At 64.9% G+C, this 23,622-nt stretch carries 24 protein-coding genes; 18 read left to right on the top strand and 6 right to left on the bottom strand.

Annotated elements, in window-relative coordinates; all coding sequences use genetic code 11:
• Positions 1-73: 73 nt before the first annotated feature.
• The 12 genes from NM2_RS20120 (at position 74) to NM2_RS20065 (ending at position 11,451) form a co-directional block, all read left to right on the top strand.
• Positions 74-1,345: an acyl-CoA dehydrogenase family protein gene (locus tag NM2_RS20120; protein WP_067670868.1), complete on the top strand. Its 1,272-nt coding sequence runs from the start codon at positions 74-76 to the stop codon at positions 1,343-1,345.
• Positions 1,342-2,268, top strand: coding sequence for a quinone oxidoreductase family protein (locus NM2_RS20115; RefSeq protein WP_067670866.1), 927 nt, complete (start codon positions 1,342-1,344; stop codon positions 2,266-2,268). Before NM2_RS20120 ends, NM2_RS20115 begins: the two co-directional genes overlap by 4 nt.
• A gap of 107 nt (positions 2,269-2,375) precedes the next feature.
• A complete protein-coding gene (locus NM2_RS20110) occupies positions 2,376-3,146 on the top strand; it encodes a FadR/GntR family transcriptional regulator (RefSeq protein ID WP_067670864.1) in 771 nt (256 codons plus the stop codon).
• 43 nt (positions 3,147-3,189) lie between these two features.
• Positions 3,190-3,996 (top strand): IclR family transcriptional regulator, encoded by an 807-nt coding sequence (locus tag NM2_RS20105; RefSeq protein ID WP_067670862.1) that lies wholly within the window; start codon positions 3,190-3,192, stop codon positions 3,994-3,996.
• A gap of 111 nt (positions 3,997-4,107) precedes the next feature.
• Positions 4,108-4,992 carry a VOC family protein gene (locus tag NM2_RS20100; protein WP_067670860.1) on the top strand — a complete coding sequence of 295 codons (885 nt, stop codon included), beginning with the start codon at positions 4,108-4,110 and terminating at the stop codon, positions 4,990-4,992.
• 52 nt (positions 4,993-5,044) lie between these two features.
• Positions 5,045-5,386, top strand: a complete 342-nt coding sequence (locus NM2_RS20095; protein WP_067670858.1) for a non-heme iron oxygenase ferredoxin subunit — start codon at positions 5,045-5,047, stop codon at positions 5,384-5,386.
• 2 nt (positions 5,387-5,388) lie between these two features.
• Complete coding sequence (locus NM2_RS20090; protein WP_067670856.1) at positions 5,389-6,618, top strand: NAD(P)/FAD-dependent oxidoreductase; 1,230 nt, start codon at positions 5,389-5,391, stop codon at positions 6,616-6,618.
• 110 nt (positions 6,619-6,728) lie between these two features.
• Positions 6,729-7,829, top strand: a complete 1,101-nt coding sequence (locus tag NM2_RS20085) for a VOC family protein (protein ID WP_084531307.1) — start codon at positions 6,729-6,731, stop codon at positions 7,827-7,829.
• Positions 7,830-7,869: 40 nt separating this feature from the next.
• On the top strand, positions 7,870-9,216 hold the full coding sequence (locus NM2_RS20080) for an aromatic ring-hydroxylating oxygenase subunit alpha (protein ID WP_067670852.1): 1,347 nt from the start codon (positions 7,870-7,872) through the stop codon (positions 9,214-9,216).
• The gene (locus tag NM2_RS20075) at positions 9,206-9,751 is read left to right on the top strand and encodes an aromatic-ring-hydroxylating dioxygenase subunit beta (RefSeq protein WP_067670850.1); all 546 of its coding nucleotides are present in this window, start codon (positions 9,206-9,208) and stop codon (positions 9,749-9,751) included. Before NM2_RS20080 ends, NM2_RS20075 begins: the two co-directional genes overlap by 11 nt.
• Before the next feature lie 15 nt (positions 9,752-9,766).
• A complete protein-coding gene (locus NM2_RS20070; protein ID WP_067670848.1) occupies positions 9,767-10,744 on the top strand; it encodes an alpha/beta fold hydrolase in 978 nt (325 codons plus the stop codon).
• Positions 10,745-10,851: 107 nt separating this feature from the next.
• Positions 10,852-11,451, top strand: coding sequence for a putative quinol monooxygenase (locus NM2_RS20065; RefSeq protein WP_169816201.1), 600 nt, complete (start codon positions 10,852-10,854; stop codon positions 11,449-11,451).
• A gap of 540 nt (positions 11,452-11,991) precedes the next feature.
• Here the strand turns inward: NM2_RS20065 and NM2_RS20060 are convergent.
• The gene (locus NM2_RS20060) at positions 11,992-12,669 is read right to left on the bottom strand and encodes an MspA family porin (protein WP_067670844.1); all 678 of its coding nucleotides are present in this window, start codon (positions 12,667-12,669) and stop codon (positions 11,992-11,994) included.
• A 36-nt stretch (positions 12,670-12,705) separates the two neighbouring features.
• Positions 12,706-13,374: an MspA family porin gene (locus NM2_RS20055; RefSeq protein ID WP_067670842.1), complete on the bottom strand. Its 669-nt coding sequence runs from the start codon at positions 13,372-13,374 to the stop codon at positions 12,706-12,708.
• 1,083 nt (positions 13,375-14,457) lie between these two features.
• On the opposite strand from NM2_RS20055, the gene NM2_RS20050 reads away from it, so the two are divergent.
• Positions 14,458-15,330, top strand: a complete 873-nt coding sequence (locus NM2_RS20050) for an AraC family transcriptional regulator (RefSeq protein WP_067670840.1) — start codon at positions 14,458-14,460, stop codon at positions 15,328-15,330.
• 325 nt (positions 15,331-15,655) lie between these two features.
• Here NM2_RS20050 and NM2_RS49155 read toward each other — a convergent pair whose 3' ends face one another.
• On the bottom strand, positions 15,656-15,799 hold the full coding sequence (locus tag NM2_RS49155) for a hypothetical protein (RefSeq protein WP_157121191.1): 144 nt from the start codon (positions 15,797-15,799) through the stop codon (positions 15,656-15,658).
• An 88-nt stretch (positions 15,800-15,887) separates the two neighbouring features.
• Between NM2_RS49155 and NM2_RS20045 the strand changes: the two genes are divergently transcribed.
• The 3 genes from NM2_RS20045 (at position 15,888) to NM2_RS20035 (ending at position 17,988) form a co-directional block, all read left to right on the top strand.
• Positions 15,888-16,613: a FadR/GntR family transcriptional regulator gene (locus NM2_RS20045; protein ID WP_067670838.1), complete on the top strand. Its 726-nt coding sequence runs from the start codon at positions 15,888-15,890 to the stop codon at positions 16,611-16,613.
• A complete protein-coding gene (locus tag NM2_RS20040; protein ID WP_084531305.1) occupies positions 16,610-17,347 on the top strand; it encodes a sterol desaturase family protein in 738 nt (245 codons plus the stop codon). Before NM2_RS20045 ends, NM2_RS20040 begins: the two co-directional genes overlap by 4 nt.
• A 245-nt stretch (positions 17,348-17,592) precedes the next feature.
• Positions 17,593-17,988, top strand: a complete 396-nt coding sequence (locus NM2_RS20035) for a hypothetical protein (protein ID WP_067670836.1) — start codon at positions 17,593-17,595, stop codon at positions 17,986-17,988.
• A 143-nt stretch (positions 17,989-18,131) separates the two neighbouring features.
• On the opposite strand, the gene NM2_RS20030 is transcribed toward NM2_RS20035, so the two are convergent.
• The 3 genes from NM2_RS20030 to NM2_RS20015 all read right to left on the bottom strand — a co-directional run bounded on the left by NM2_RS20030 (position 18,132) and on the right by NM2_RS20015 (position 22,505).
• Complete coding sequence (locus tag NM2_RS20030) at positions 18,132-19,418, bottom strand: IS256 family transposase (RefSeq protein ID WP_067670834.1); 1,287 nt, start codon at positions 19,416-19,418, stop codon at positions 18,132-18,134.
• An 87-nt stretch (positions 19,419-19,505) separates the two neighbouring features.
• The gene (locus NM2_RS20025; protein ID WP_439956896.1) at positions 19,506-20,339 is read right to left on the bottom strand and encodes a polysaccharide deacetylase family protein; all 834 of its coding nucleotides are present in this window, start codon (positions 20,337-20,339) and stop codon (positions 19,506-19,508) included.
• Between the two features lie 1,683 nt (positions 20,340-22,022).
• Entirely contained in the window at positions 22,023-22,505 is a 483-nt protein-coding gene (locus NM2_RS20015) for an SRPBCC family protein (RefSeq protein ID WP_067670829.1), read from the bottom strand.
• A 407-nt stretch (positions 22,506-22,912) separates the two neighbouring features.
• Here NM2_RS20015 and NM2_RS49145 point away from each other — a divergent pair, with 407 nt between their 5' ends.
• Both NM2_RS49145 and NM2_RS20010 read left to right on the top strand, forming a co-directional pair.
• Complete coding sequence (locus NM2_RS49145) at positions 22,913-23,143, top strand: hypothetical protein (RefSeq protein WP_157121190.1); 231 nt, start codon at positions 22,913-22,915, stop codon at positions 23,141-23,143.
• The coding region (locus NM2_RS20010; protein WP_157121189.1) for a catalase at positions 23,136-23,622 on the top strand (487 nt) is incomplete at its 3' end. The genes NM2_RS49145 and NM2_RS20010, both read left to right, overlap by 8 nt.

Below are 23,622 nucleotides of genomic sequence, written 5' to 3'. Positions count from 1 at the left end.
ACTTTTACCAAATAGATATATGTAACACATTGGCAGCGGCTCCGGCCCTGCCTGATCGGAAGGATCGAAACCGATGACCATCACCGCACCGGCTGCCCCACCCGCAGAGGACGCGGCAACGCGAGCAGCGACGGACGCGCTGATCGCACGTGCTCAGGAGTTGGCTCCGACCCTACGTGCGCGCGCGGCGGACGCCGAGGCCCTGCGTCACATGCCGAAGGACCTCATTCCGGAGGTCGAGAGCCTGATTACCGCTCTCGTGCCGAAGAAGTGGGGCGGTCAGGGGCTCGGCATCCGGGCCCTGGCCGAGGTGGCCCGCGAACTCGCCCACGGTGACGCCTCGATGGCGTGGACGATCGCGTTCCTCATGGATCACAGCTGGCTGGTGTGCCGCATGTCGATGGAGTGCCAGGAAGAGCTCTTCGCCGACCGGAACTATGTACTCGCCGCCGCGCCACTCTCCCCCGCCGGCCATGCCGAACGGGTCGAGGGCGGTTTCAAGGTCTGGGGCACCTTCCGGTACGCCTCGTGCGCCTGGAACTCGGACTGGACTACGGCGACCGCCCCGGTCGAGGAGAACGGAGAGCAGGTCCCGTACATCTTCCTGCTGCCGATCTCGGACGTCGAACTCAACGACGACTGGAAGATGTCGGGCATGTCGGCGACGGGCAGCTCGAGCGTGACCCTGGACGGTGTCTTCGTCTCGGACAAGTACTCGCTGCTGTGGGAGGACTTCATCTCCCACGACCGCCACGGCGGCGTGAGCCACGTCGAATCCTTCTTCCGGTATCCGGTGTACGCCAGCCTGCCGAACATGATGACGGGCATCGCGCTGGGCTGCGCCGAGGCGACGGTCGAGATCATCCGCGATCAGTTCCAATCCAGCACAGCGTCGTTCGGTGCCTTGCGCCGAGTGGATTTCCCACTGTCCCGGGCACGCTGGGGCGAGGCGCTGCAGAAGGTCCGGACAGCTCAGCTCCTCTGGCGCGAGACCATCAGCCAGTCCATCGAGAAGTCGGAAGCCGGCGCGCTCTGGAGCCTCGAGGAGATCGGTCAGATCGAACTCGACCACGTCACCATCGTGCGTCTGGCCCAGGAAGCCATCACCATCCTGTGCACCAGCATGGGCTCGAGCATGTATCAGACCAGTAATGCGCTGCAACGGTATCGGCGCGACATCGACGTCCTGGCCAGCCACGCCCTGATGGACCAGGACACCACGATGGAGCGCTCGACGCGGTTGATCCTCGGCATGGGCTACGGCCCCACCGATCCGCCGTTCCTCGGCTCGCTCTACAAGGAAGACGACAAGAAGAACGACAACGCGGAGGCCGGAAACCGATGAAGGCTGCGCTCCTCAACGAAGTAGGCGGTGTCCCCAGCGTCGGCGAGTTCGACGAGCCGGTCGCCGCCGACGGCGAAACCGTTGCCGACGTTCTCGTCGCCGCACTCAACCCCATCGACCGCCTGCTGGCGGCAGGTGGTCCGTACGGTGCTCCCCCGATCCCGTCGATCGTCGGACGCGAAGGGGTGGCCAGGCTGGGCGACGGAACTCGGGTCTATTTCAAGGACGTGCGGGCGCCGTACGGCTCGATCGCGGAACGTGCGCCGTTCAACGCGGCCGCGGCGATTCCGATCCCGGACGGTGTGGACGAGGCCGCGGCGGTCGCCGCCGGGATCGCGGGCACGACCGCATACGGCGCACTGAAGCATCGGGCTGCCCTGCAGCCCGATGAGACGGTTCTGGTTCTGGGCGCGAGCGGCGCCGCCGGCGGTATCGCGGTACAGGTCGCGAAGTTGCTGGGGGCCAAGCGCGTCGTCGCGGCAGCCCGCCACACCCCAGCGCTCGAAGCGTTGCGCGACCGCGGCGTCGCCGACGAGATCGTCACTCTGACCGGTGATGACGCGCAGGCCCTGAAGGCCGCGTCCGACGGTGGGTACGACGTCGTCATCGACCCGCTGTTCGGACAGCAGACACCGGCCGCGCTCGCCGCGACGAAGATGAACGGCCGCTGCGTGGTGTTCGGTTCTCTCGCCGGACGCCAGAGCACGGTGTCATACGGCGAGATCCTCGGAAAGAGCCTGCTGGGCTTCGTCGGCGCCCAGGTACCGCCCGAAGGACAGCGTGCGGGCTACCTCCAACTGCTCGACTGGATCGCCTCCGGTGACCTGGTGGTATCCACCCGACGACTGCCCATCGAACAGGTGTCGGACGCTTGGGAGGCTCTTGCGGCCTCCCCCCACCACAAGCTCGTCATCGAGCCGTGAGTTGACGCGGGTGGCCTGGGCCGTCGAACGGCGGCCCAGGCCACCCGCGGACGCACTCGCTCCCAACACAATTCAGGTTGCCATGCTTCGATTGATAGATTTATGACATGCGGCTGAAAGTCATACCGGTTGACCGCCCGCGCCAACAGGTCGAGCAACAGCTGCGAGAGGCGATCCTGACCTCGGTACTGCCTGCGGGAACGCGATTGCCCAGCGAAACCGAGCTAGCCAAGGAGTTTCACGTCAGTCGCCCGACCGTGCGTGAAGCCCTGCGAGCGCTCGCTGCCGACGGACTCATCTCCACACAACGCGGCGCGGGCGGCGGCAGCTTCGTCGGAACCGTCGACCACAAGTCGTTCGCCGCGACTCTCTCCGATTCGATGAACGCGATTCTCAAGCTCGGCCGGGTGACTCACGAGGAAGTCGGGAGCGTTCGCGAAATGCTCGAGGTGCCGGCCGCACGCCTCGCCGCGTCGCACGCGACACCCGACCAGATCGCCGAGCTGCAACGGATATACGAGAGTGAAACCGAGTTCGGACTCGAGGAGAGCCGACTGCTGCTCCTCGACGTGCAGTTCCACCAGTTGATCAGCGACGCGACTGGCAACCGGGTGCTGTCGGCTCTGTTCAGCGCACTCGTGCAGATTCCCAACGAGCCCACCCTCCTGGACTTCGCCCAGAAAGGACCCGACGTCCAGGCGAACCTGCACGCGCAGCACGAAGCCCTGCTGGCCGCGCTCCGAGCGCAGGACCCCGAGGCAGCCGAGAGAGCGATGGCCGAACATATCGCGTACTTCCATTCGGTGGTGCGCGGACCCGTGCCGGCGCACCTCGGCGCGAAGTTGGAGTCCGGCATCGCATCGGTCGAGGATCATTGATCTCGTCCATGACACTGCGCACGTACCGGACGGATGTGGCGCCGTGACCGTCGGTGAGGAGTATGACAACACCGACGGTGCGGCAGTCCAGAAGGACTCCGCTGTCGAGAAGGTCACCAGGCTGCTCGACGCCTTCATGGATTCGCGAACCCTGCACGGGGTCAGCGAACTCGCCGGGCGATCGGGCCTTTCGCGCTCGACGACACACCGCATCCTCGGTGAACTCGTGAAGAGCGGTTTCGTCGGCCACAGCGAAAACCGCTACTACCTGACACCGCGCATGTTCGAAGTCGGCAACTACACGATCGTGTCGCGCCCCAGAGGCCTGCGGGACATCGCACTCCCCTACATGGCGGAGTTGTTCGCGGACATCCGTCAGGTCATCCATCTGGCCGTGCTCGACGGAACGGACGTACTGCACGTCGAGAAGGTGCACGGCCTCAGTCGTCTGCCGTGTTCGACGGCGGTGGGCACCCGCCAGCCCGCGTACGCGACCGCGCTCGGCAAGGCGCTGTTGGCGTTCTCCGACCGATACACGGTGGACAAAGTGCTCGCACTTCACCGGACCGCGTTCACCGAGCACACCCTCACCGACCGACATCGGATCGAACACGTACTGCAACGCGTCTCCGACGAGGGGTACGCCACGAGCATCCAGGAGTCCGCACTCGGCCAACGGTGCATCGCCGTGCCGGTGCTCGGCCCGGACGGCCACGCGGTCGTCGCCCTCTCCATCTGCTGTCCCAGTGGACGTTTCGACCTCGGCTGGGTCAGGCCCCTGCAGAAGGTGGGCGGACAACTCGCACGCGAGTTGTCCCGCAAGCCGATCGGTCCTCCGCGTCCCAGCTGACGCCCGGACCCACGCGCACAGCACGATTCCGTCCGACGGGAAAGATGCTGTCCCTGCCTCGCCTCCGGATTGAAGGATGAGCCCATCGGTTCGACCTTCAAAGGAGACGGCATGGTTGATCACAAGGTGGCCGGCCTGGGCTACGTGGCGATCGAGGCAACTGATCTCGATGCGTGGCAAGCGTTCGGCACGGATCTGCTCGGATTCGAGGTCGCGGAGCGTTCCGACGACCGTCTGCGCCTGCGTCTGGACGGCAAATCCTACCGCTTCGACATCCGCAAGGGACCGACCGACCGGGTCAGCACCCTTGGTTGGGAAGCGCGGTCACCGCAGGCGCTGAGCGAGCTCACCGAACAACTGCTGGACGCCGGTTACGACGTGGATTCCGACACGGCGGAGCTGGCTTCCGAACGGCTCGTCACGGAACTCGTCACGTTCCGGGACCCGAGCGGGCTCGCCATCGAGGTCTTCTACGGCCTGACGAAGGAACAGCGGCAGTTCGTCTCACCGACCAGTGCCCGCTTCGTGACGGGTAACTGCGGGCTCGGCCATGCGCTGCAACTGGTCACCGATGTCGACGCGACGCAGCATCTGTACGCCGACATCTTCGGGTTCGAGCTCAGCGACCACGTCCTCGCGCCCGACGGATCGACGGCCACCTTCCTGCACTGCAATCCGCGTCATCACTCCTACGCCTTCGGCGGTGTCGGTCCGTTCTCCCCCGGCGTCGGCCACCTGATGGTCGAGGTCGACGAACTCGACATCGTGGGACGTGCCTACGACAAGGTGCTCGCCGGCGCCGCGCCGCTGTCGATGACCCTCGGGCGGCACACCAACGACGAGATGTTCTCGTTCTACGTTCGCACACCCTCGGGCTTCGAACTCGAATACGGCTACGGCGGAAGGCTTCTCGGCGACGACCACTGCCCCGATCGCTTCGCCGAGGCCAGCTGTTGGGGCCATCAGTGGGTCGGATCCGGACCCGCGCCGGCCTGAGATCCGACGACCACCGCACCCGAGCACAACCATGACCGGAAAGTGAATCCCGATGACAGAGGGCATCAAGGTCGCCAAGAACAGCGACATACCGGAAGGTGAAGGTCTCGCGATCCCGCGATCGATCACCGGCACCGACGATGACATCGCAATCCTGCACGACACCGACGGCACGTTCTGGGCTCTGAACGACACCTGCACCCACCAGGTCGCCTCGCTCGCCGAGGGCTGGGTGGAAGACGGCACGGTCGAATGCCCGATCCACGCGAGCAGGTTCTGCCTGAAGAGCGGCCGGGTCTCCGGGCTCCCGGCGACGCGGGGCGCGGTGTGTCACCGCGTCGAGGTGCGCGGCGAGGACATCTGGCTGTTCCCCGGCGAATCCCCGGCGGTGTGATCATGACCCACGTTCCTTCCTCGGTCGTGATCATCGGCGGTGGCGTGGGCGGCGTCGGGACCGCTGCCGCACTCCGCGCCGGCGGCTTCGCGGGAGAACTCACCCTCGTCGAAGCCGCCGAGGTTCCCTACGACCGGCCTCCGCTGTCCAAGGCGTACCTCGCCGGTGAACAGGACCTCGCGGACATCGCCCTGCAGCCACCCGACTGGTACGACGATCAGGGCGTGCGCCTCGTCACCGGCGAGACGGTGACCGCCCTGCGACCCGACGAGCGGCTCGTCGAACTCTCCACGGGACGCACCCTCGCTGCCGACACGCTCGTGCTCGCCACCGGTGGCCACGCCGCGCGGCCGCCGCTGCCGGGCGTCGACTCGCCCCTGGTCCATGTGCTGCGCGACCACGACGAAGCCGACAGATTGCGGTCCGCGCTCGTGCTGGGCGCACGCCTGCTGGTCGTCGGCGGTGGACTCATCGGCGCAGAGGCGGCGTCCACTGCCGCCGAGCTCGGCGTCGAGGTCACCCTGATCGATCCGGCGCCGATTCCGCTCGAACTCGCGGTGGGCGCCGAGGTGGGTGCGTGGCTGCACGCACGTCACGCCGAGCACGGCATCTCGACGAAACAGGCTGCACTGGTTTCGATCGAGGACAAGGGGACGGTCGTGCTGGCGACGATCCAGGACGATCCCGAACCGCTCGAGTTCGACGCCGTCCTGCTCGGTGTGGGGATGCGCCCGGAAACGACGCTCGCCGAGACGATCGGCCTGGAGGTCGACCGCGGCATCATCGTCGACGCCGAGCAACGAACGTCGCACCCGTGGGTGCTCGCCGTCGGGGACGCGACCCGCCGCCGGAGCAACGGCGTGCTGAGACCGCGCGCCGAACACTGGGAGGCCGCCCAGCACGACGGGCAGCGCGCGGCCGCGACCCTGCTCGGCACGGCACAGCCCACTCCGACCGCGCCATGGTTCTGGACCGACCGCCACGGTCTGCACATCGAGAGCGTCGGCCATATGAACGAGGCGACCGATCGCGTGCTGCGCGGCACCCCGGGCGACGGCCCTTTCTCGGCTTGGGGCCTGCGCGACGGCACGGTGGTCGCGGCGGTCTCCGTCGACGACCCCAACGCCGTGCGCGCCGCGCGCCGCATGATCGACCGCGGCGTCACCGTGTCCGCGACGGCACTGGCCGACGTGTCCACCGACCTGAAACACCTGCTGAGAACCTCGCGCTGACCCGGCGCGAGATCGGTTCCGCCCCACGGGACGAGGGGTCCCGATCGGGCTGGCCGCCGACCTACGTTCGAAGCACGCCGCATCGGCAAGTTGACAATTGGAGGTCGACGATGACAGCACCCTTGGGCTTCGGCCGGTTACATTCGATCGGCGTCGTGGTACACGACCTCGAGGCCGCCACACGAAAGTACGCCGAGCTCTTCGGAATCGACGAATGGGACGTCCGGGAGACCGACTATCGCGAGATCGGCCGGGAGGACGGCGCATTCACCCTGCGCACCGCGACGGGCGCCACGACTCCGGCCGCCGACGTCGTCGAACTCGGGCCCATGCAGATCCACACCAACCCGGTCCCGTTCGAATTGATCGAACCGCGGTCCGGCTCCAGCGAATTCCATTCGTACCTCGAGTCGCGCGGCGGAAGTATCTGCTCACTGCGCCTCGCATCCGTGGCACAACCCGAGTTCGACGACCTCCGAAACGCGCTCGCCGCACTGGATATCACGCTCGCCGGGTCGTACACCGGCGGCGCGGCTCAGCGCCACCTGTTCGACACTCGACAGCAGCTCGGCGGCTACTTCGTCGAGATCGAAGTCGTCTCCGGCACGGACGCACCGGCACCCGCCGACGTCCGCTGGAACCATCACGGCACCTACGAGCGTCCCGCCGGCGTCGGGCCGATCGCAGTCCAGAAGCTGCATCACTTCGGCATCGTCGTGGACGAGGTGATGGCGACCATCGAGAACTACCACCGGGTGTTCGGGATCGAGCAATGGCAGGTGACCGACTTCCACACGGCCACAGGCACATTGGAGAACCCCTACTTCCGGGGCGAAGCCGTCGATCACCGCTACGTCTCGGCGCTGGCGCCGTTCGCCGACTTCGGCCTCGAGATCATCACGCCGACGCGCGGGCCCAGCAGCTATGACGTCGATTTCTACGATCGCTACGGCCAGGGCATCCACCACATGCTGGTCACCATCTCCGCCGACGAGGCCACCTGGGATGCGCAGCAGAAGTGGTTGGGCTCGATCGGCGTGGAGACCGTGATGGGCGCCGACTTCCACCACAGGGCCTCGTCCTTCTGCTACCTCGACACCGCTCGCGACCTCGGCGGCTACGTCGTCGAAGGACTGCTCATCCGAGACCTCGATTTCGTCCCGACACCGGAGCGCGTCATCGACTTCTCGAACATCAACTCGGCGCTGTGAGCCACCGGCTCGGCCTGCGCGACGACGCACGGAGAAAACCATGACCAACGATTTACGCGAATACGTGGACCCGGACGAAGGGTGGCTCCGCGGCGAGATCTTCACCAACGAGGAGATCTACCAACGTGAGCTGAAGGAGGTGTTCGGACGTTCGTGGCTGTTCCTGGCCCACGACTCCATGCTCCGCAAGCCCGGCGATTTCCTGCAGACCTACATGGGCGAGGATCCCGTCGTCGTGGTACGCCAAAAGGACTGCAGCATAAAGGCTTTCCTGAATCAGTGCCGACACCGCGGGATGCGCATCTGCCGGGCCGACCGAGGCCGCGCGAAGACGTTCATGTGCTCGTTTCACGGCTGGGCGTACGACCTCGCGGGAAAGCTGATCAACGTCGCCGAGGAAGAGGCCTACTACCCGCAGGGCATCGACAAGGATGCCTGGAGCGCGGTCGCCGTGCCGCGGATCGAGGAGTACAAGGGTTTCTATTTCGGCACCTGGGATGAGACGGCGCCCTCGCTCGTCGACTATCTCGGCGACATGGCGTGGTACTTCGACGCCTATGTCGATCGATACCCCGGCGGGCTGGAGTCCGTCGCACAACACAAGTGGGTGATCGGGGCCAACTGGAAACTCAACGCGGAACAGCCTGCGAGCGACGCCCTGCACGGCCTCATCACGCACGCGTCGGTACTCACCGTGCGGGGTCGCCGCGCCGCACGCGAGGCCGGACTCGAAGGCGACGCCGCGAACCTCGCTCCCCCCGTCATCACCGGCTACCAGTACTCCGACCCCTTCGGGCACGGCACCGGATTCAGCGAAGAACAGCCGGGGATGACGAAAGAGCTACGGGCCTGGGAGGATTCGATCCGCGATCAGATTCTCGAACGGGTGGGCCAGAAGCGCTGCGACGGCGTCAAGGGACACGGGAACATCTTTCCCAATTTCATGATCCTCGACAACGGCACGATGCGCGTCACCCACCCGCGCGGCCCGAACGAGTTCGAAATCTGGGCGTGGACCTTCGTGCCCGCCGAGGCGCCCGAGGAGGTCAAGGAGAGCATCCGCATCGATGTCCTGCGCACCTTCAGCCCCGGGGGCATGTTCGAGCAGGATGACGCCGAGAACTGGATCGAGGAACAGCGCATCATGCGCGGTTTCAAGGCGCGCCAGTCGCCGCTCGCCTACCAGTCGCGCATCGGCGACGCGCGAATGAACGCACCGGACTATCCCGGCCTGACATCGCCGCACATCTTCAGCGACGAAGCAGCTCGAGGGATGTACCGCCACTGGCTGCGCATGATGGAAGGCACGTCCTGGGACGAACTGCTCGAGCTGAAGAAACACCGATCAGCGGAACCACTCGCCGAGGATCGCGCCCATGTCCGATAAAACCCTTGGGCCGGTTGCCATCTCGCCGCAAACGCATCTCGCCCTCAGCGACTTCCTGTTCGCCGAGGCAGATCTGCTCGACGCCTGGAAGTTCGAAGACTGGCTCGAACTGCTCGCCCCGGACATCCACTACTGGGCCCCGGTGCGCGAGAATCGCGTGTTTCGCGAACGCTCGCAGGAGATTTCGCCGCCGGGCACATCGGCGTACTTCGAGGAGAACTACGACGATCTCGCCCAGCGAGTGGAGCGGCTCTACACCCACATGGCATGGGCCGAGGAACCGCCGACACGAACTCGGCACCTGATTTCGAACATCCGGGTATCGCCGAGTTCGACCGAGGACGGCGCGTTCGACGTCCAGTCCTCGTTCTATGTCCATCGGACGCGGCTCGAGCGCGACCACGACTGGATGGTCGGGGTGCGTTCCGACGTCATCCGGCCGGCCGACACCCGTGGCGGATTCCAGATCGCCAAGCGCGAGATCCTCTTCGACGTCTCCACATTCCTCGCCAAGAACCTCAGTTCGTTCTACTGAGAAGGGAGCAGAGTCATGACACTGACCGCTGAAGGACTGGCTCCGACCGAAGGCCTGCTGAGCCGCTGGGTCAGGTTGCCCTCGGGCGTCAAAGCGCACTACGTCACTGCCGGTGAGACCGGACCGGCCGTCGTGCTGCTGCACGGCGGGCTACCGGGATCCTCGGGCGCGGCGGGGTGGACGCCGACCGCACTTCACTTGGCCCGCAACGGATTTCGCGTCTACGCGCCAGACATGCCAGCGTTCGGGCTCACCGAGGACGACGGCGGGTTCTACCAGCCGGGCCCCAGTGGGCACGACGACTTCATCCACGACCTGACGACCGCGCTGTGCCTGGATCGGTTCTTCCTCGCCGGCAACTCCATGGGCACCCGCAATGCGGTGAATTACCTACTGGCGCACCCCGAACGCGTGGAACGCTTCGTGCTCGTCGCGGGGCCCGTCGGAGACATCGTCAGCGAAGAGGCGTCCAAGAAGGCTCTCGACGAATTGGGGTGGCAGCCTCCACCGATGATCCCCTTCGAAGGGACCGAGGAGTCGATGGAAAAGCTCATCCGGAGCATCACCTACAACAAGACCACCCTCGACCCCGATGTGATCGCCATGCGCACCTTCGCGGCCAACCGCACGGCCGATGCGCACAAACGCCACACCGCAGCGAGTTTCGGCACTCCTTCGCCGGAGGAGAGCGCCCGGTTCCGGACAGCCGGGCGCCTCGATCACGTGACGATTCCGGGCATCTATCTCTACGGCGTCGAGGACACCCTGCTGCCGGTTCAGATCGGCTACCTGCAGGAGGACGCGCTTCCGAACATCCAGTTCTTCTATCCCGAGCGATGTGGCCATCAGGGGCAGACGGACCGGCCCGAGGTGTTCAATGCGATTCTCACGGAATACTTCCGGGACGGCGTGGTGAGCAGCTCGACCGCCGAGCTCGCCGGAGTGTCCAAGCGCCGTCCTGTATTGCCCGCGGTGAGCCGGAAGGAGAAATGACCGTGTCCATCAGGGTCATCCGTCATCTGCCCGATACCTCCGACCTCGAGCGGTTGGTCGAATATGCCACGATCACACGCAAACTCGGCGCAGTCGAAGAATCCGAGGTGTACGTCTCCATCGGAGGTGATACACATTCATGCCTTGTCGAACTGTGGGAGGACGAGAATGCGCTCACCGAACACTGGAACGACAACGCGGAGTTGCTGCTGCAACCGCGCAATGTCCGGGACGCCCCGCGGGTGGAGTTCTACCGACAGCAGTATTTCGGGCTCGCAAGCGGCACATGGGTTCCGGAGGGCGCCGGTGAATCCGAAGGCCTCGTCCACTGGCCGGCCCGCGGCGCCGTTCGCGTCATCGCACAGGGCAGTGAGGGCGATCCCGAAGCCGCACAGGATTTTCTGCTCGCCGACGTCGACAGCACCCGCCGCGAAATCGGCTGCATCGAATACACCCGGTACAGCGGAGTCGAGCACCCACAGCACCAGCTCCTCCTGGAGCTCTGGGAGAACCAGCGCGTCTACGACGCGCACTGGAACCTGCGGACACTGACTTTCAAGGGTGGCGATGGTCCCAATTTCGTCCCCCGCGCATATGGCACCAACGGCATCGAATTCTACCGTGCAAGCGTTTTCGAGCATCACTATGGTCGTTGGCTGCCCAGCCAGGCCGAGGAACGGTCGATCGCCATTGCTTGGCCGCAATAGCACCGCCCCGGCGACGCCGGGAAAATCGGTCTCCGAAAACCCTGTGCGCGCGAAGATCACTGTGTAACAATTGAATCGAGTAATTCTGTTGGGGTGAGGCGGCGACCACGAGACTTTCTCCAACTAGAGCAGCGTCCGAGCTTTCCCCCTCACTGAGCTCGGCCGCTGCTCACTCATGTCCGGAGCATATCCGATCACGATCCGAAATCCCGGATGGCCATGCTTCGGCATTGCGAGTCGATAGGTTTCACCCGTCCGGCCATTCGATTCAGCGATAAGCGGAACCCTCGCGTGACCGATCTAATCCGCGCCATTTTCCGACATCCCGGTGGACGGTGATGATGACCGGGTCAGCAATTGTCGCTCATTGCCAACCGGATTGCCGTTCGTCTCAACGCAATCGCACGACAGCCACGATCACGTACTGTCTGCGTGATGACCACAGTATGAATGTGCCAGCGGCAATCGAGCCGTGGTCTCACCGAACGCCGTAAAGCGGAACTCGCTGTGCGAGTTCCGCTTTACCGTGCGCCCTGGCCGTCAGCCGAGGCTGAACGGCTGGCCGTAGAGAGTGATGATGTCGTCGGCGTTGGGGTTGTAGACCATGACGTTGACGAACGATCGAGCCTGGGCGTAGCCCGCACACCCGACCACCGAGAGTGTGGTGTTGACGTAGTTGAGTTTCGCGTGGTCGGTGTTCAGATAGGGCGCGAACGGAAGGTGTTGTTGCGCACCGAAATCGTCTTGGCGTTCCCAGTCGGTGACGAAGTAATCCTTGGCCTGTCCCGGCCCGATGCTGAGCGTTTCGCCGACGCTGGCCCCCGTCACCGAGGTACTGCCGCTGCTGTCGGTCGAGGTGCTGCCGGAACTGGAATTGGTGAGGCTACCAACGGAAACCTGGCAGCCCACGACATATCCAGCCTGGATCAGCATCGATGGTGTCGGGCGACTGAGTTGCACGTTGTAGCGGCCCGAGACGAAGGCATTGCGGTGCAAGGGCGTAGCACCGAGAGAGCCTGTGATAGTGGCGCTTTCGTCTGTGCGCTGGACAGTGACCACTGTGCCATCGGCCATTGTTTTGGTCAGGGTCTGCGAGGGGAGCGGTACGAAGGCGTCCGCGCTGGCCGGTGCCTGAACACCCACCAGGAGCGAGAGCACGGCTCCGGCAATCGCTCCGGCCAGGATGGTGCGCTTGCCGGCATGCGTGATGCTAGTCATCGTGATATTGATCCTTTGTGTCTACGTCTGGTCGGGTCAGCCGATGGAGAACGGCTGGCTGTAGACGATGAGCTTCTGGTGACTGTTGCCTGTTGTTTCGACTGCGGCGTAGATGCGCGCCTGCGCATAACCGCCACAGCCCTGGACGCTGACTTCGAAGGCGTTGAAGCTGATGTGGTAGGTGCCCGGTTTATCGATGTTCATCCGGTCCAATACCCCGTAGGAAACTCCACCCGGGCTCAGCGGAATGCTCAGCGAACCGCTGAGCCCCAACGCACTGCTGGACAGGCTCCCGGTGCCGCCGAGCGAGAGGTCTCCGACGGAGACCTGGCAGCCGACGACGAAGCCCGCATGCGCGATCGCCGCGCCTCCGTTGAACTCCAGATCATTTGTGCCGGGAAGTTTGTCCTCACCGCTCGGCCCATTGTTCGGGCCGCGGCGCCGGACATCGATATGGGGGGCGTCGATCGTTATATCGCCACCGATCCAGGCATTACGACCGGCTCCGTTGGCCGCCAACGATGGGGAGATCAGCGCTGATTGATTTCGGGCGACGATACTGAGTCCGTCGTCCCCGTTCGCACTGACATCCGGCAATCGAACAAGAGCGTCTGCATTCGCCTGGGTGGCCAGTACGGAGGTCAACGCCATCGCTCCCGCGATGGTGGCAATTGTTCGGACTTTCCGTTTCAATGAGTTCTTCATGAACTTCCTTGCGTTTCAAGTGTTCTCAAATGGGCTTGCGTTCTCACCCTGCTCAGGTTTCAAGAATTGCCGTCAGACTCTTTTCCTCTTCTGCACGGGATTGCGTTGACCAACGCTCCGGATACCGCCGGGACGACACCGGAGTGCGGACGTCGAGTTGCAATCAGATCTCCCGGACTTAGGCTGCGGTCCGGCAGGAATTTCGATCGTGAGACAACTGCATTCGTCTTCGGGGATCGCGCCTCTCACCCCGAATGAGAGTCCAGTTGTAAAGCGGACTTTGTGTCAGCCAGGATGAGCGTGTGCCGAATTACCGTCGGCGAGCGACTCGCAATGAATGCACAACATCGACCGGAACTGTTCGAGCCGCAGTAGGGGTCGACTACCAGGCCGGTTCAGTGGCGGTCCACCGACGCTCGAGCTGTATGACACGTCTACCCTTCCCGCGAGCCAATCATTGATCGCCAGCCAAGCTTGACAGCGACCCACTACCGGCGTCTTGCACAAAATCACCAACACTGAGCACAAAATGCGCACCCGCACTCGCTTCGAATCACCGCCTGGACCGGGCACGGCACGACTGCGTCCAGGCAGTCACCCAGAGGGCCGTTGATTCCGCAGCCTTGACGGGGTCTGCGGCCGGGAGCGGTCCGGGTTGGCTACGCAAGGCTGCCGCGCGACTCCCCCACGTTCGGCGCGGCCGCGGGTGGCGGTGCCCTCGTGAGCCGACTTCGCCGTCAGCCACCCGATCTCACTGCCCGCCTCGACTTTCGACGGATTCGGACCGGCCGCCTCGGCCGCCAGCACATTCGGCGCAACGACATCGGGCGACACCACGAACCGACCTGTGGATCGGTCTTGCTCGAGTCCAGCGGGTAGGGATGCTCGACCCGAGCTCACGACCGCCACGTCGACACGACAGGACTCCGGACGACACGGCAACGTCAGTGTTACCCCCGGCACATATTGACACCGACTGTGATCCAGATTACCTTGCATTCCGCATGACGAAATTAGATTCACGGATGCCCGACCGTATTGCACTCGTGCGAAACGAGCCGGGACCGGTAAGGGAGGCGCACCGTGCCCGAGCTTGGGTTGGCCGACACGAACGGCATTCTGAAGCAGCCGTGGATCCGCCCCGTACGCACCAGCGCCGGGCTCGGCTGGGAGCAGGTCTACGTCTCGGCGCAGGCCGAAAGCCCCTATCGCGCAACGTTCGAGGCCGCGCGGACCCATCAACTCATCCTGCATCTCGACGGTCCCGTGGATGTGCGCCGAGGGCAGCACACGCTCGGCGCGGCGCGCAAAGTACCCAGGGGCGGCATGTTCCTGCATCCAGCCGGACGAGACCTCTCCGTGGAACTGGGCGGACACCTGAAAACCATCCACGTCTACCTCGACGACCGAGCGGTTCAGGACGCCGAAGAAACCGATGGTGCAGAGTTGGCCGAGGAGCTGGGCCGGACCGACCCGCTCGTCGAGCAGCTCGTCTTGAGCCTCGACTGCGCCGTACGCGCGTGGGAGCCAACCGCATTGACGTATGTGGATCAACTGTCCGCCGTGCTCGGGGCACATCTGCGGCGCCACCACAGCACCCGTGCTACGACGAATTCGGCACCGAGGTCGCAGGGGCTCACCAAGCGCCAGATGGCGACCATCCGCGAACTCATGGACGCCCGCATGGCAGAAGCCATTCCGCTCGCCGACCTCGCGGCCACCGTGACCCTCTCGGTCAGTCAATTCATCCGGCAGTTCAAGGCGACGACCGGCGAGACACCACATCACTACCTGATGGGATTGAGAGTCGAGCACGCCAGCCGCCTCCTGCGGACGACATCCACGCCGATCGCACAGGTCGCGGTAAGCTGCGGCTTCTCCCACCAAGAACATCTGACGCGCGTGCTCAAAGCTCGATTGAACAAGACACCCGCCGCACTACGCCGCGAACACTGAAGCACGGCCACCACCACGGTGGTCTCATCCCCCCGCTCGATCAGCCCGCACTGGCACCGACGATTCGCCGGGCCTTCGGCCGAGCCCCTCGGGCCCGCGGCTCGATTGATCGTTCGCTCCGCCAGTGCACAATCCGGCCATCCGGGCGCACACCTGATGCCGCGATGCCACATCACATACGCGACAAAGGAATTCGCTACGGCTTGCAAGCCATGCGTGAAGGCGGCAGCGATGCCGATACCACCGATGGCACCCGCCCGAACACGCGCTCGTGACGACCGGAATTCTCCGGCGAATCCGGGCGTGAGGCCGGAATGAACTCCGATTATTCGCACGGGTCGGCGCGGTCGAGTTCGTGGGCGAGCGCCTGCCGAATGGCGCTGTACGCCAGCTCCGCGGCTGTCTCCCAGGGCATTCCGACATCGGTGATCACGGCGGCGGTGAAGTGGGCGCTCAGATGTGCGCTCACGGAGCCCCGACAGTCGACCGCCGCGCGTGACATAGCCGAACTGGTCTGACCACTTGACCTCTGACCACTGTGGGCCTACTGTCCGGATGTGGCATTGCGACGGATCGATCGAAGGACCGTGCCCGATTCGGTGTACGACCAACTCCTGAGCGAGATGCTCGACGGTGAATTGCCGCCCGGAGCGGCGCTCCCGGCCGAGCGTCAACTGGCTGAGGCATTGGGGGTGTCCCGGCCGACAGTGCGGGAGGCCATGCAACGGCTGGCACACAGCGGGCTGGTGGAGGTGCGCCAGGGCGGAGCGACCATCGTGCGCGACTTCCGCCGCGCTGCCGGACTCGATCTGCTGCCCCGGCTGATCCTGCGGGACGGCCACCTCGATCACGATGTGCTGCGCAGCATCCTCGAGGCACGGTTGACGATGGGCCGCGAAGTCGCCGGATTGGCCGCCGAACGCGGTGGCGCCGACGTGGCCGGAGTGCTGAACGGTGCCGTGGAATCGCTTGCCGCGCAATCCGATCCGCTCGCTCGACAGTTGGAGGCCCTCGCCTTCTGGGATCACGTGGTCGATACCGCGGATTCGATCGTGTACCGGCTGCTGTTCAACGATCTGCGTGCCGTCTACGAACCTGCCATGGTGGCCTTGGCGCAGGTGATGGCGGCCGAGGTCGGCCGGATCGACCGGTATCGCGCCCTGGCCGAGGCGATCATCGCCGGTGACGCGGTAGCCGCCCGCCAGGCGGCCGCGCAGCTCTTGGCCACGGCGACAACAGAATTCGACACGTTGATGCGTCACCTCGAGGAGAACACACAATGAACGCCACCGCGCGGATCCACAGCGCAAAGGATGACGACAGCCGTCACCACTCTCGGCCCGCCGTCCACACGACCGAAACCCATGGCCGCCGACGGGAATTCACCCTGATCGCAGCCGCTCGCGAATTCGCGCGCCACCCGTCACCGTGGATCATCGCGGGACTGCTGGTATCCGCCGCGGCGGCCCGTATCATCATCGGCGACTGGCAGTACACAGACGCCGTCGTGCCCGCTGTCATGCTCGCGCTGTTCCCGTTCACCGAGTGGGTGATCCACGTCTGCGTGCTGCACTGGCGGCCACGCCGGATCGGCAGGCTCACTCTGGATTCGCTGCTGGCCCGCAAACACCGTGCGCATCATGCCGATCCGCGCGAGGTGGGGCTGATCTTCATCCCGTGGCAGACCTTTCTGTGGCTGCTGCCCACACTGCTCGCCATCGCGCTGCTGGCCTTTCCACGGCCGGGCTCCGGCCTGATCTTCCTGACCACGGTCGGGGTGCTCGGCTCGAGCTACGAGTGGACCCACTACCTGATCCACACCGATTACCAGCCGCGAACCCGAATCTTCAAGGCGGTCAGACGGAATCATCGCCTGCACCACTTCAAGAACGAGCACTATTGGTTCACCGTCACCACTTCCGGCACCGCTGACCGTGTCCTGGGCACCCACCCCGACCCCGCGGAAATCCCGAAATCCCCCACAGCGCAATCCTTACACGCGCCGCGAGCCGCCTGACGGACCGATCGGTAGGCTCGCGGACCTGATCGCACCCACCGGTCCGTCCGGCTTTCTGGCGCCTCTGACCGTGATCGAGCGGTCGCCGGGCACGGTGCGGTCTTATGCGTTCGATCTGCGTGACTCTGGTAAGTCATCGGAAAGGGGGTTGGTAAGGGGGGTTCGCGAGGCTTGGTCCGTGGCGGCGATGAAATCGTCGCAGTCGCGCGCGGAATTCATCTCGTTCGGATCGGAGTTGACAAGCAATGAATCAGCGATCGGCCAAAGCCCTGAGCGTTGCCGCCCTCGGCATCGCGGCCACCGGACTGTTCATCCCTCAGGCTGCCGCCCAGTCGGCCCCCAACCTCGCACCGGGCCTCGATTGCGAAGGGCTCCAGTGCACCAACAACTCCAACAACACCTACATCATCAATTTCGACGCGGTCTGTCTCAATCCCGGAGACGAACAGCCGACGTCGGTGACCAAGGACATCGACCAGATATCCCCGCACCAGCGAAAGACCCTGGACAAGAACTGTCCGGCCCATCGCGCTGGCGGTAAGCACCATGACGAACTCGTGAACGGCGACGTCATCGATGCGTATTACACGGGTGCGACGGTCATACCGGCACGCCGACCGGGGACCGGCTCGGCTGGCTGATCCCGCCGGATCACCTTCGAACCCGTCGCCGACCACGCCGGCATTGCACGCTCCTGGCTCTACAACCACACTGACTTCGAGGACGAGATCCGGCGCCTGCGCGGTGGGGTCTATCTCGCTAACGGTGTTTCCGGCGTTGTCTCTCAGTAGGTTTGGGCGTTGGGCCAGCGGTCGGCGAAGGTGATCGCGAAAGCGTTGACCGCGGGCTTCCAGCGCACCATCCATCGTGCCCGTCCCTGGCCGGTCGGGTCGAGGGATCGGGTCACCAGATACAAGCATTTCAGGGCGGCTTGTTCGGTGGGGAAATGCCCTCGGGCCTTGATCGCGCGCCGGTAGCGGGCGTTCAACGACTCGATCGCGTTCGTGCTGCAGATGACGCGTCGTATCTCCACGTCGTAGTCCAGGAACGGAATGAACTCCTCCCACGCGTTGTTCCAAAGACGAACGATCGCACCATATTTCGTGCCCCACCGCTCGGTCAGCTCGTCCAGCGCCGCCCGCGCGGCATCGGCGTTGACCGCGGTGTAGATCGGTTTCACATCACGGCGCAACGCATCCCAGTGCTGGCGGCCGGCGAGCCGGAACGTGTTGCGGATCAAATGGATGATGCAGGTTTGGACCGTGGCCAGCGGCCACACGTTCCCGACCACCTCGGGCAGGCCCTTCAAACCGTCACAGACCAGGAAGAACACGTCCTTGACCCCGCGGTTGCGGATGTCGGTGAGCACGCTCATCCAGAACTTCGCGCCCTCGCCGCCGACCCCGGCCCACAAGCCCAGGATGTCCTTCTCACCCGAGACGTTGACCCCGATCGCCGCGTAGACCGGCCGGTTGGCGACCTGACCATCGCGGACCTTCACCACGATCGCATCGATGAAGACCGCCACGTAAACCTCGTCCAGGGGCCGGCTCGCCCATTCCTGCATCTCCGCGACCACTTTGTCGGTGATCCGCGAGACCGTCTCCTTGGACACCGAGGCACCGTAGATCTCGGCGAAATGCGCCGAAATCTCGCCGGTGGTCAAGCCTTTGGCATACAACGACAACACGACCTCATCCACCCCGGTCAACCGGCGCTGCCGCTTCTTGACAATCTGCGGCTCGAAACTGCCCTCGCGGTCGCGGGGCACCTCGATCTGCACGTGACCGGTCGTCTCGGTCAGGACCGTCTTGGATCGGGTTCCGTTGCGCACGTTGGTGGTTTCCCGATCCTCGGGCGCCTCGTGCTTGTCGAAGCCGAGGTGATCGGTCATCTCCTCGTTCAACGCGGTCTCGAGGACGGTCTTGGTGAACTGTTTGAGCAACCCGTCCGGCCCGGTCAGGGACAAACCCTGTTCCCTGGCCATCCGCACCAGCTCCTGGGCGGCCAACGTCTCCGCGGAAGCCTCGACCGGCTTCTTCTTCCTCGTCACCGCATCAAGTGTCGTCATGGTGGCACCTTCCCGCCGAACTTCGTTCAGCGAATCAGGCCGGAACCACCGTTAGCTCCACAGTCCCGCGCGGTGCGCGGTAGTCGCTCAGACGGGCGGCAGAGTGACGTCGTTCAAGGTGACCATGGACAGGTTGCGCTGTTTGATGACGTCCACCAACTGGTTGTAGCAGTGGGTGACGGCCGGGTGGTTGGCATGGCCGATGACTATTGCCTGCGGGTTGAAGTACTTGTGCGCCATCTGGATCAGATACTGCTCGGTGACGATCGAGGAGTCGGCCAGGGAGCCGTACCAGAGGGTGGGCACCGTGTAACCGTGTTCGGCGGCGACGCGGTCCACGGTCGCGTTGCGGAAACCGTACGGCGGGCGGTAGAAGGGCGTGCCGTCGACGCCGAACGTTTTGCGCAGAAAGGTTTTCGTGCGTTCGAGCTGATCGGCCACCCTGGCGGCGGAGAGTTTGGTGAGCGCCGGATGATTCCAGGTGTGGTTGCCGAGCTGGATCTGACCCGATTCGACCAGCGGGCGCAACGCGTCGCGGTGCACGGTCCAGGAACTGTAGGCGGCGGTGACGAAGAAGGTGAAGCGCGCTCCGGTGTCCCGGGCGAATTTGATGTACGCGCCAACAACATCGGCGTCGGCGCCGTCGTCGACGGTGAGCGCGAGAGTGTTGCCCTTACCGGGCAGTGTGGTGATGGCGCGGCGCGGCAGCCGCGTCTTCGGACCGCCGGGCGGCGCCGGGAGCAGCGGGACCGCGACCCGCGTCGTCGGAAGTACGGGCGACGACGGAGCCGCCACCATGCGCTTGGCCAGGTGATTCGGCGCAGCGCCGGAAATCGCGGCAGGGTGTGTCGCATCGCAGCCCGACAATGCGGCGGCTGTCCCAGCCGCGAGCAGCGTCAACCATTGCCTGCGGTTCATCATCGAACTCATATTCGCAGAACCACTTCGTGCCGGAGAACACTGACCCCGGAAACCTACCGCAGCCCGTCCACCCCCGCTCTCCGGCTCTCCGCGACTTCAGCGTCTCCTCGGATGCCGAAGAACTACCCTGTCGGGCCGGTGGTTGGGAACGTTGTCGGGACTGGGGCAGCGTGCTTCGCCTGCATTGCGTTGGCCTGCGGTATTGATCAGGCTGTGTGCGGGTTCGCACAATGGCGGTCATGGTGTCGGCGTGGTCGAAAACGCTGGCGTGACAATGCCTCCAGAGAACACCCGGCAGGTCACTACTGTTGCTTTCGGTGTCTGCCGCCACTCGCGATCGGCCCGGTCCCGCCCCAGCCGCCTGTGTAACGACGTAACTCCGCGGTCGGGTTCTCGACGCTGGCGCGTAGCCGCGCGCAGAATGCATCCAGTGACCCGTATCGTGCCTCGATCGCCGCCGCCAGATATGACGCCGCCGTGTCCTGGACCATCGAATCCTCCGTAAAAGGCAACCAGCGATCGTGGCCGCGTGAGTTGTGCACGCCGAGTCCGACGGCCCCGCCCGAACGCGCAGGCATGCCTTGACCATGCGTAGTCGAACGGGGCCCACCCTCGCGGCGACGATCCATGCCATCCCGGTGCCGCTACGGCGCCCGCTACGCTACCCACACACCCCACAGTTTCAGCAAACTCCTGGCGAGTCGCGCGGCGTGCCGTACCGATATCGGATTATCCGGACAGCAACTCAGTAGCGACGCCGCCGGTGCCCACGAGAAACCTCGGCCCCAACCGAACTGTGCCGCCCTGATCGAGCGGGTGGGATCGTGGTGCTGGCCTTTACCGCACGCACGCCTCGAGCACGGGCACGGCCAGGCCGGTGAATCCACCACCGCGCCGACCACCGACCACGACCGCCGCTGTGCCGACCCCCCATCATCAACGCGACCACCACCCCCACCAGCAACAGCATTACCACCGCGGATCCGGTCAGCACCTCCGACCGTGAATAGTCCGGAATACGATCACCGACGGCCCCCAGGCTCGACACGAGCCCAGCGCCCAGCACAAGCCAACCCGCCCACATGCATCGCACCACCGCCCTTCGCCTCGCGACGTCACGACGAACACTGCCCGGACATTCCGACACACCCACGATAGCGCTCACGACCCGGTCCGATGACCAGGCAAGACACGTCGAAAGAGCCCGTCGAGAGAACCTTCACGACACGACGGACCGGCACGCCGGGCCGGGATGACGAGGTGTCCATTCGACGACGCACGAGGCTCTCGTGCGGTCACACTGTCACGCACTCGATGGCTGTTCACCGACCAATCGCTCTACCCCACCCGACTTATCGAAATGCGGTAGCCGCATTGCTGTGTGCCATGCGAACGACTCGAAAGACACTGCGCAGCTTGGGCTTCGGTGTGCTCACCGTGCTAGCGGCGGCATCCTGCCCGACTTCGCACTCGACGACGCCCGCATCGACCATGCTGGACACCGGATTCGGCACGGGCGGAAAGGTTTCCACCGACTTCGGCGCACGCACCGACCACGGGCGAGCGGCCGCAGTACAGCCGGACGGCAAGATCGTCGTCGCCGCCCCAGGATCCCACGCAGGGCAACAACTTCGCCGCCGTCCGCTACCACCCCGACGGAAAGCGGGTGGCCTGGCTGAATCGTCAGCCAGCCGTAGGTCGGTCGGTCGCTTCGACATAGGAGGCCAGGTTGGCCAGTGAGGAGGCGATCCCGGTCTCGTGGGCCGCTTGGTCGATGCCCGGTGGCACGTCCGTGGCGGTGACGGTGACCTCGGTCCCCTCCCCCGTGGCGGTGATCTGCCAGGTCATCGTCATGGTGCCCGCGTACGAGGGGTCCTGGGCCTCGAACACCGCCCGTTGCACCACGCGCTCGGGCGGTACCAGCTCGGCGAACTCGACGTCGACGACATCGGTCGCATCGGACGACTTGCCGGGGGCCTCGACGGGATCGAGGTAGGTCAGGACCATCCGGAACCCGCCGCCGGGCCTGGGATCCCACCGCTGGATCCGACCGCTCATACCGTCGGGCGGCAACCACGCCTCAACGGATTCCCGGTCCACCAAAGCCCTGTAGACAATCTCCGGTGATGCCGCGATGCCCCGGCTGGCGCGGTCGATCCTGCTCATGGCCCGAGTCTAGATAGGGTCTGCCGAGCGAGGAGAAAAACTCACTGTTCGCGGGAACTCCGCCAGCACGCCGCGCCGGATTTCCCTTCCGCTGGACCCGTGTGTTTCGTGAATGCCCTTGCGGCGCTGGATAATTGATCACGCTTCCTGGCCGCCGCCTCCACTGGCTCAACACCGGGTTCAGCAGCACGGCTCGCCCCGGGCAACTTGGACTTCCGCAGTCATCGCCGGGCTGTCGCGGGAATGGCGTTGTCGATGAGGACGGCGGCGATCGCGGCGGCGGTAGGGAGGGCTTCGGTGTTGAGGACTCGGCTGCGGGCTCAACGCCAGGCCGAGACGCCGGGCGCAGTCCAACAGTCCGACACCTTGTGATCGGGCGCGGGGTGGGTTGAAAGGTTCTCGCCGGCGTGATCGAATTGAAGCACGACGGATGGCTGGTCGTGGCAGATGCCGGGCTCTTTCGAGGTGTCTTTGCGCAGGCTGCCGCGGGATATACGGTGCGGACACACCGCCGTTGGCGCGGTGGAGCCCAGGTTCACCCACCGATTACGCGATCCATGACCGCCACGCCCGCCGACGTCGCACACAACGGTTCGATACGCGGCTCTTATCTGGCGAAAGAGGAGAAAGATGTCTGAGCCGAACTACACGACCGATGCCGCCGGAATTCCGGCACCGAGTGATGAGCATTCCTTGACAATCGGCCCGGATGGCCCGATCCTGCTGAACGACGCGTACCTGATCGAAAAGATAGCGTCGTTCAATCGTGAACGCCTGCCCGAACGGCAACCGCACGCCAAAGGCGGCGGGGCGTTCGGCACGTTCGAAGTAACCCACGATGTCAGCGCCTACACCATGGCTGACGTGTTCCAGCCCGGCAAGCGGACCGAAGTGCTGGCACGGTTCTCCGCCGTCGCCGGCGAGCAGGGATACCCCGATACCGTGCGGGATCTGCGAGGCTTCGCCGTGAAATTCTATACCGAACAGGGCAATTTCGACCTGGTCGGCAACAATACACCCGTCTTTTTCGTGCGGGATCCCATGAAGTTCCAGGATTTCATCCGGTCACAGAAACGCCGCGCCGACAACAATCTGCGCGACAACGACATGCAATGGG

Source organism: Nocardia miyunensis NBRC 108239 (assembly GCF_001613065.1).
GTDB classification, from domain to species: Bacteria; Actinomycetota; Actinomycetes; order Mycobacteriales; family Mycobacteriaceae; genus Nocardia; species Nocardia miyunensis.
This window is presented reverse-complemented; position numbering and strand designations above follow the sequence as displayed.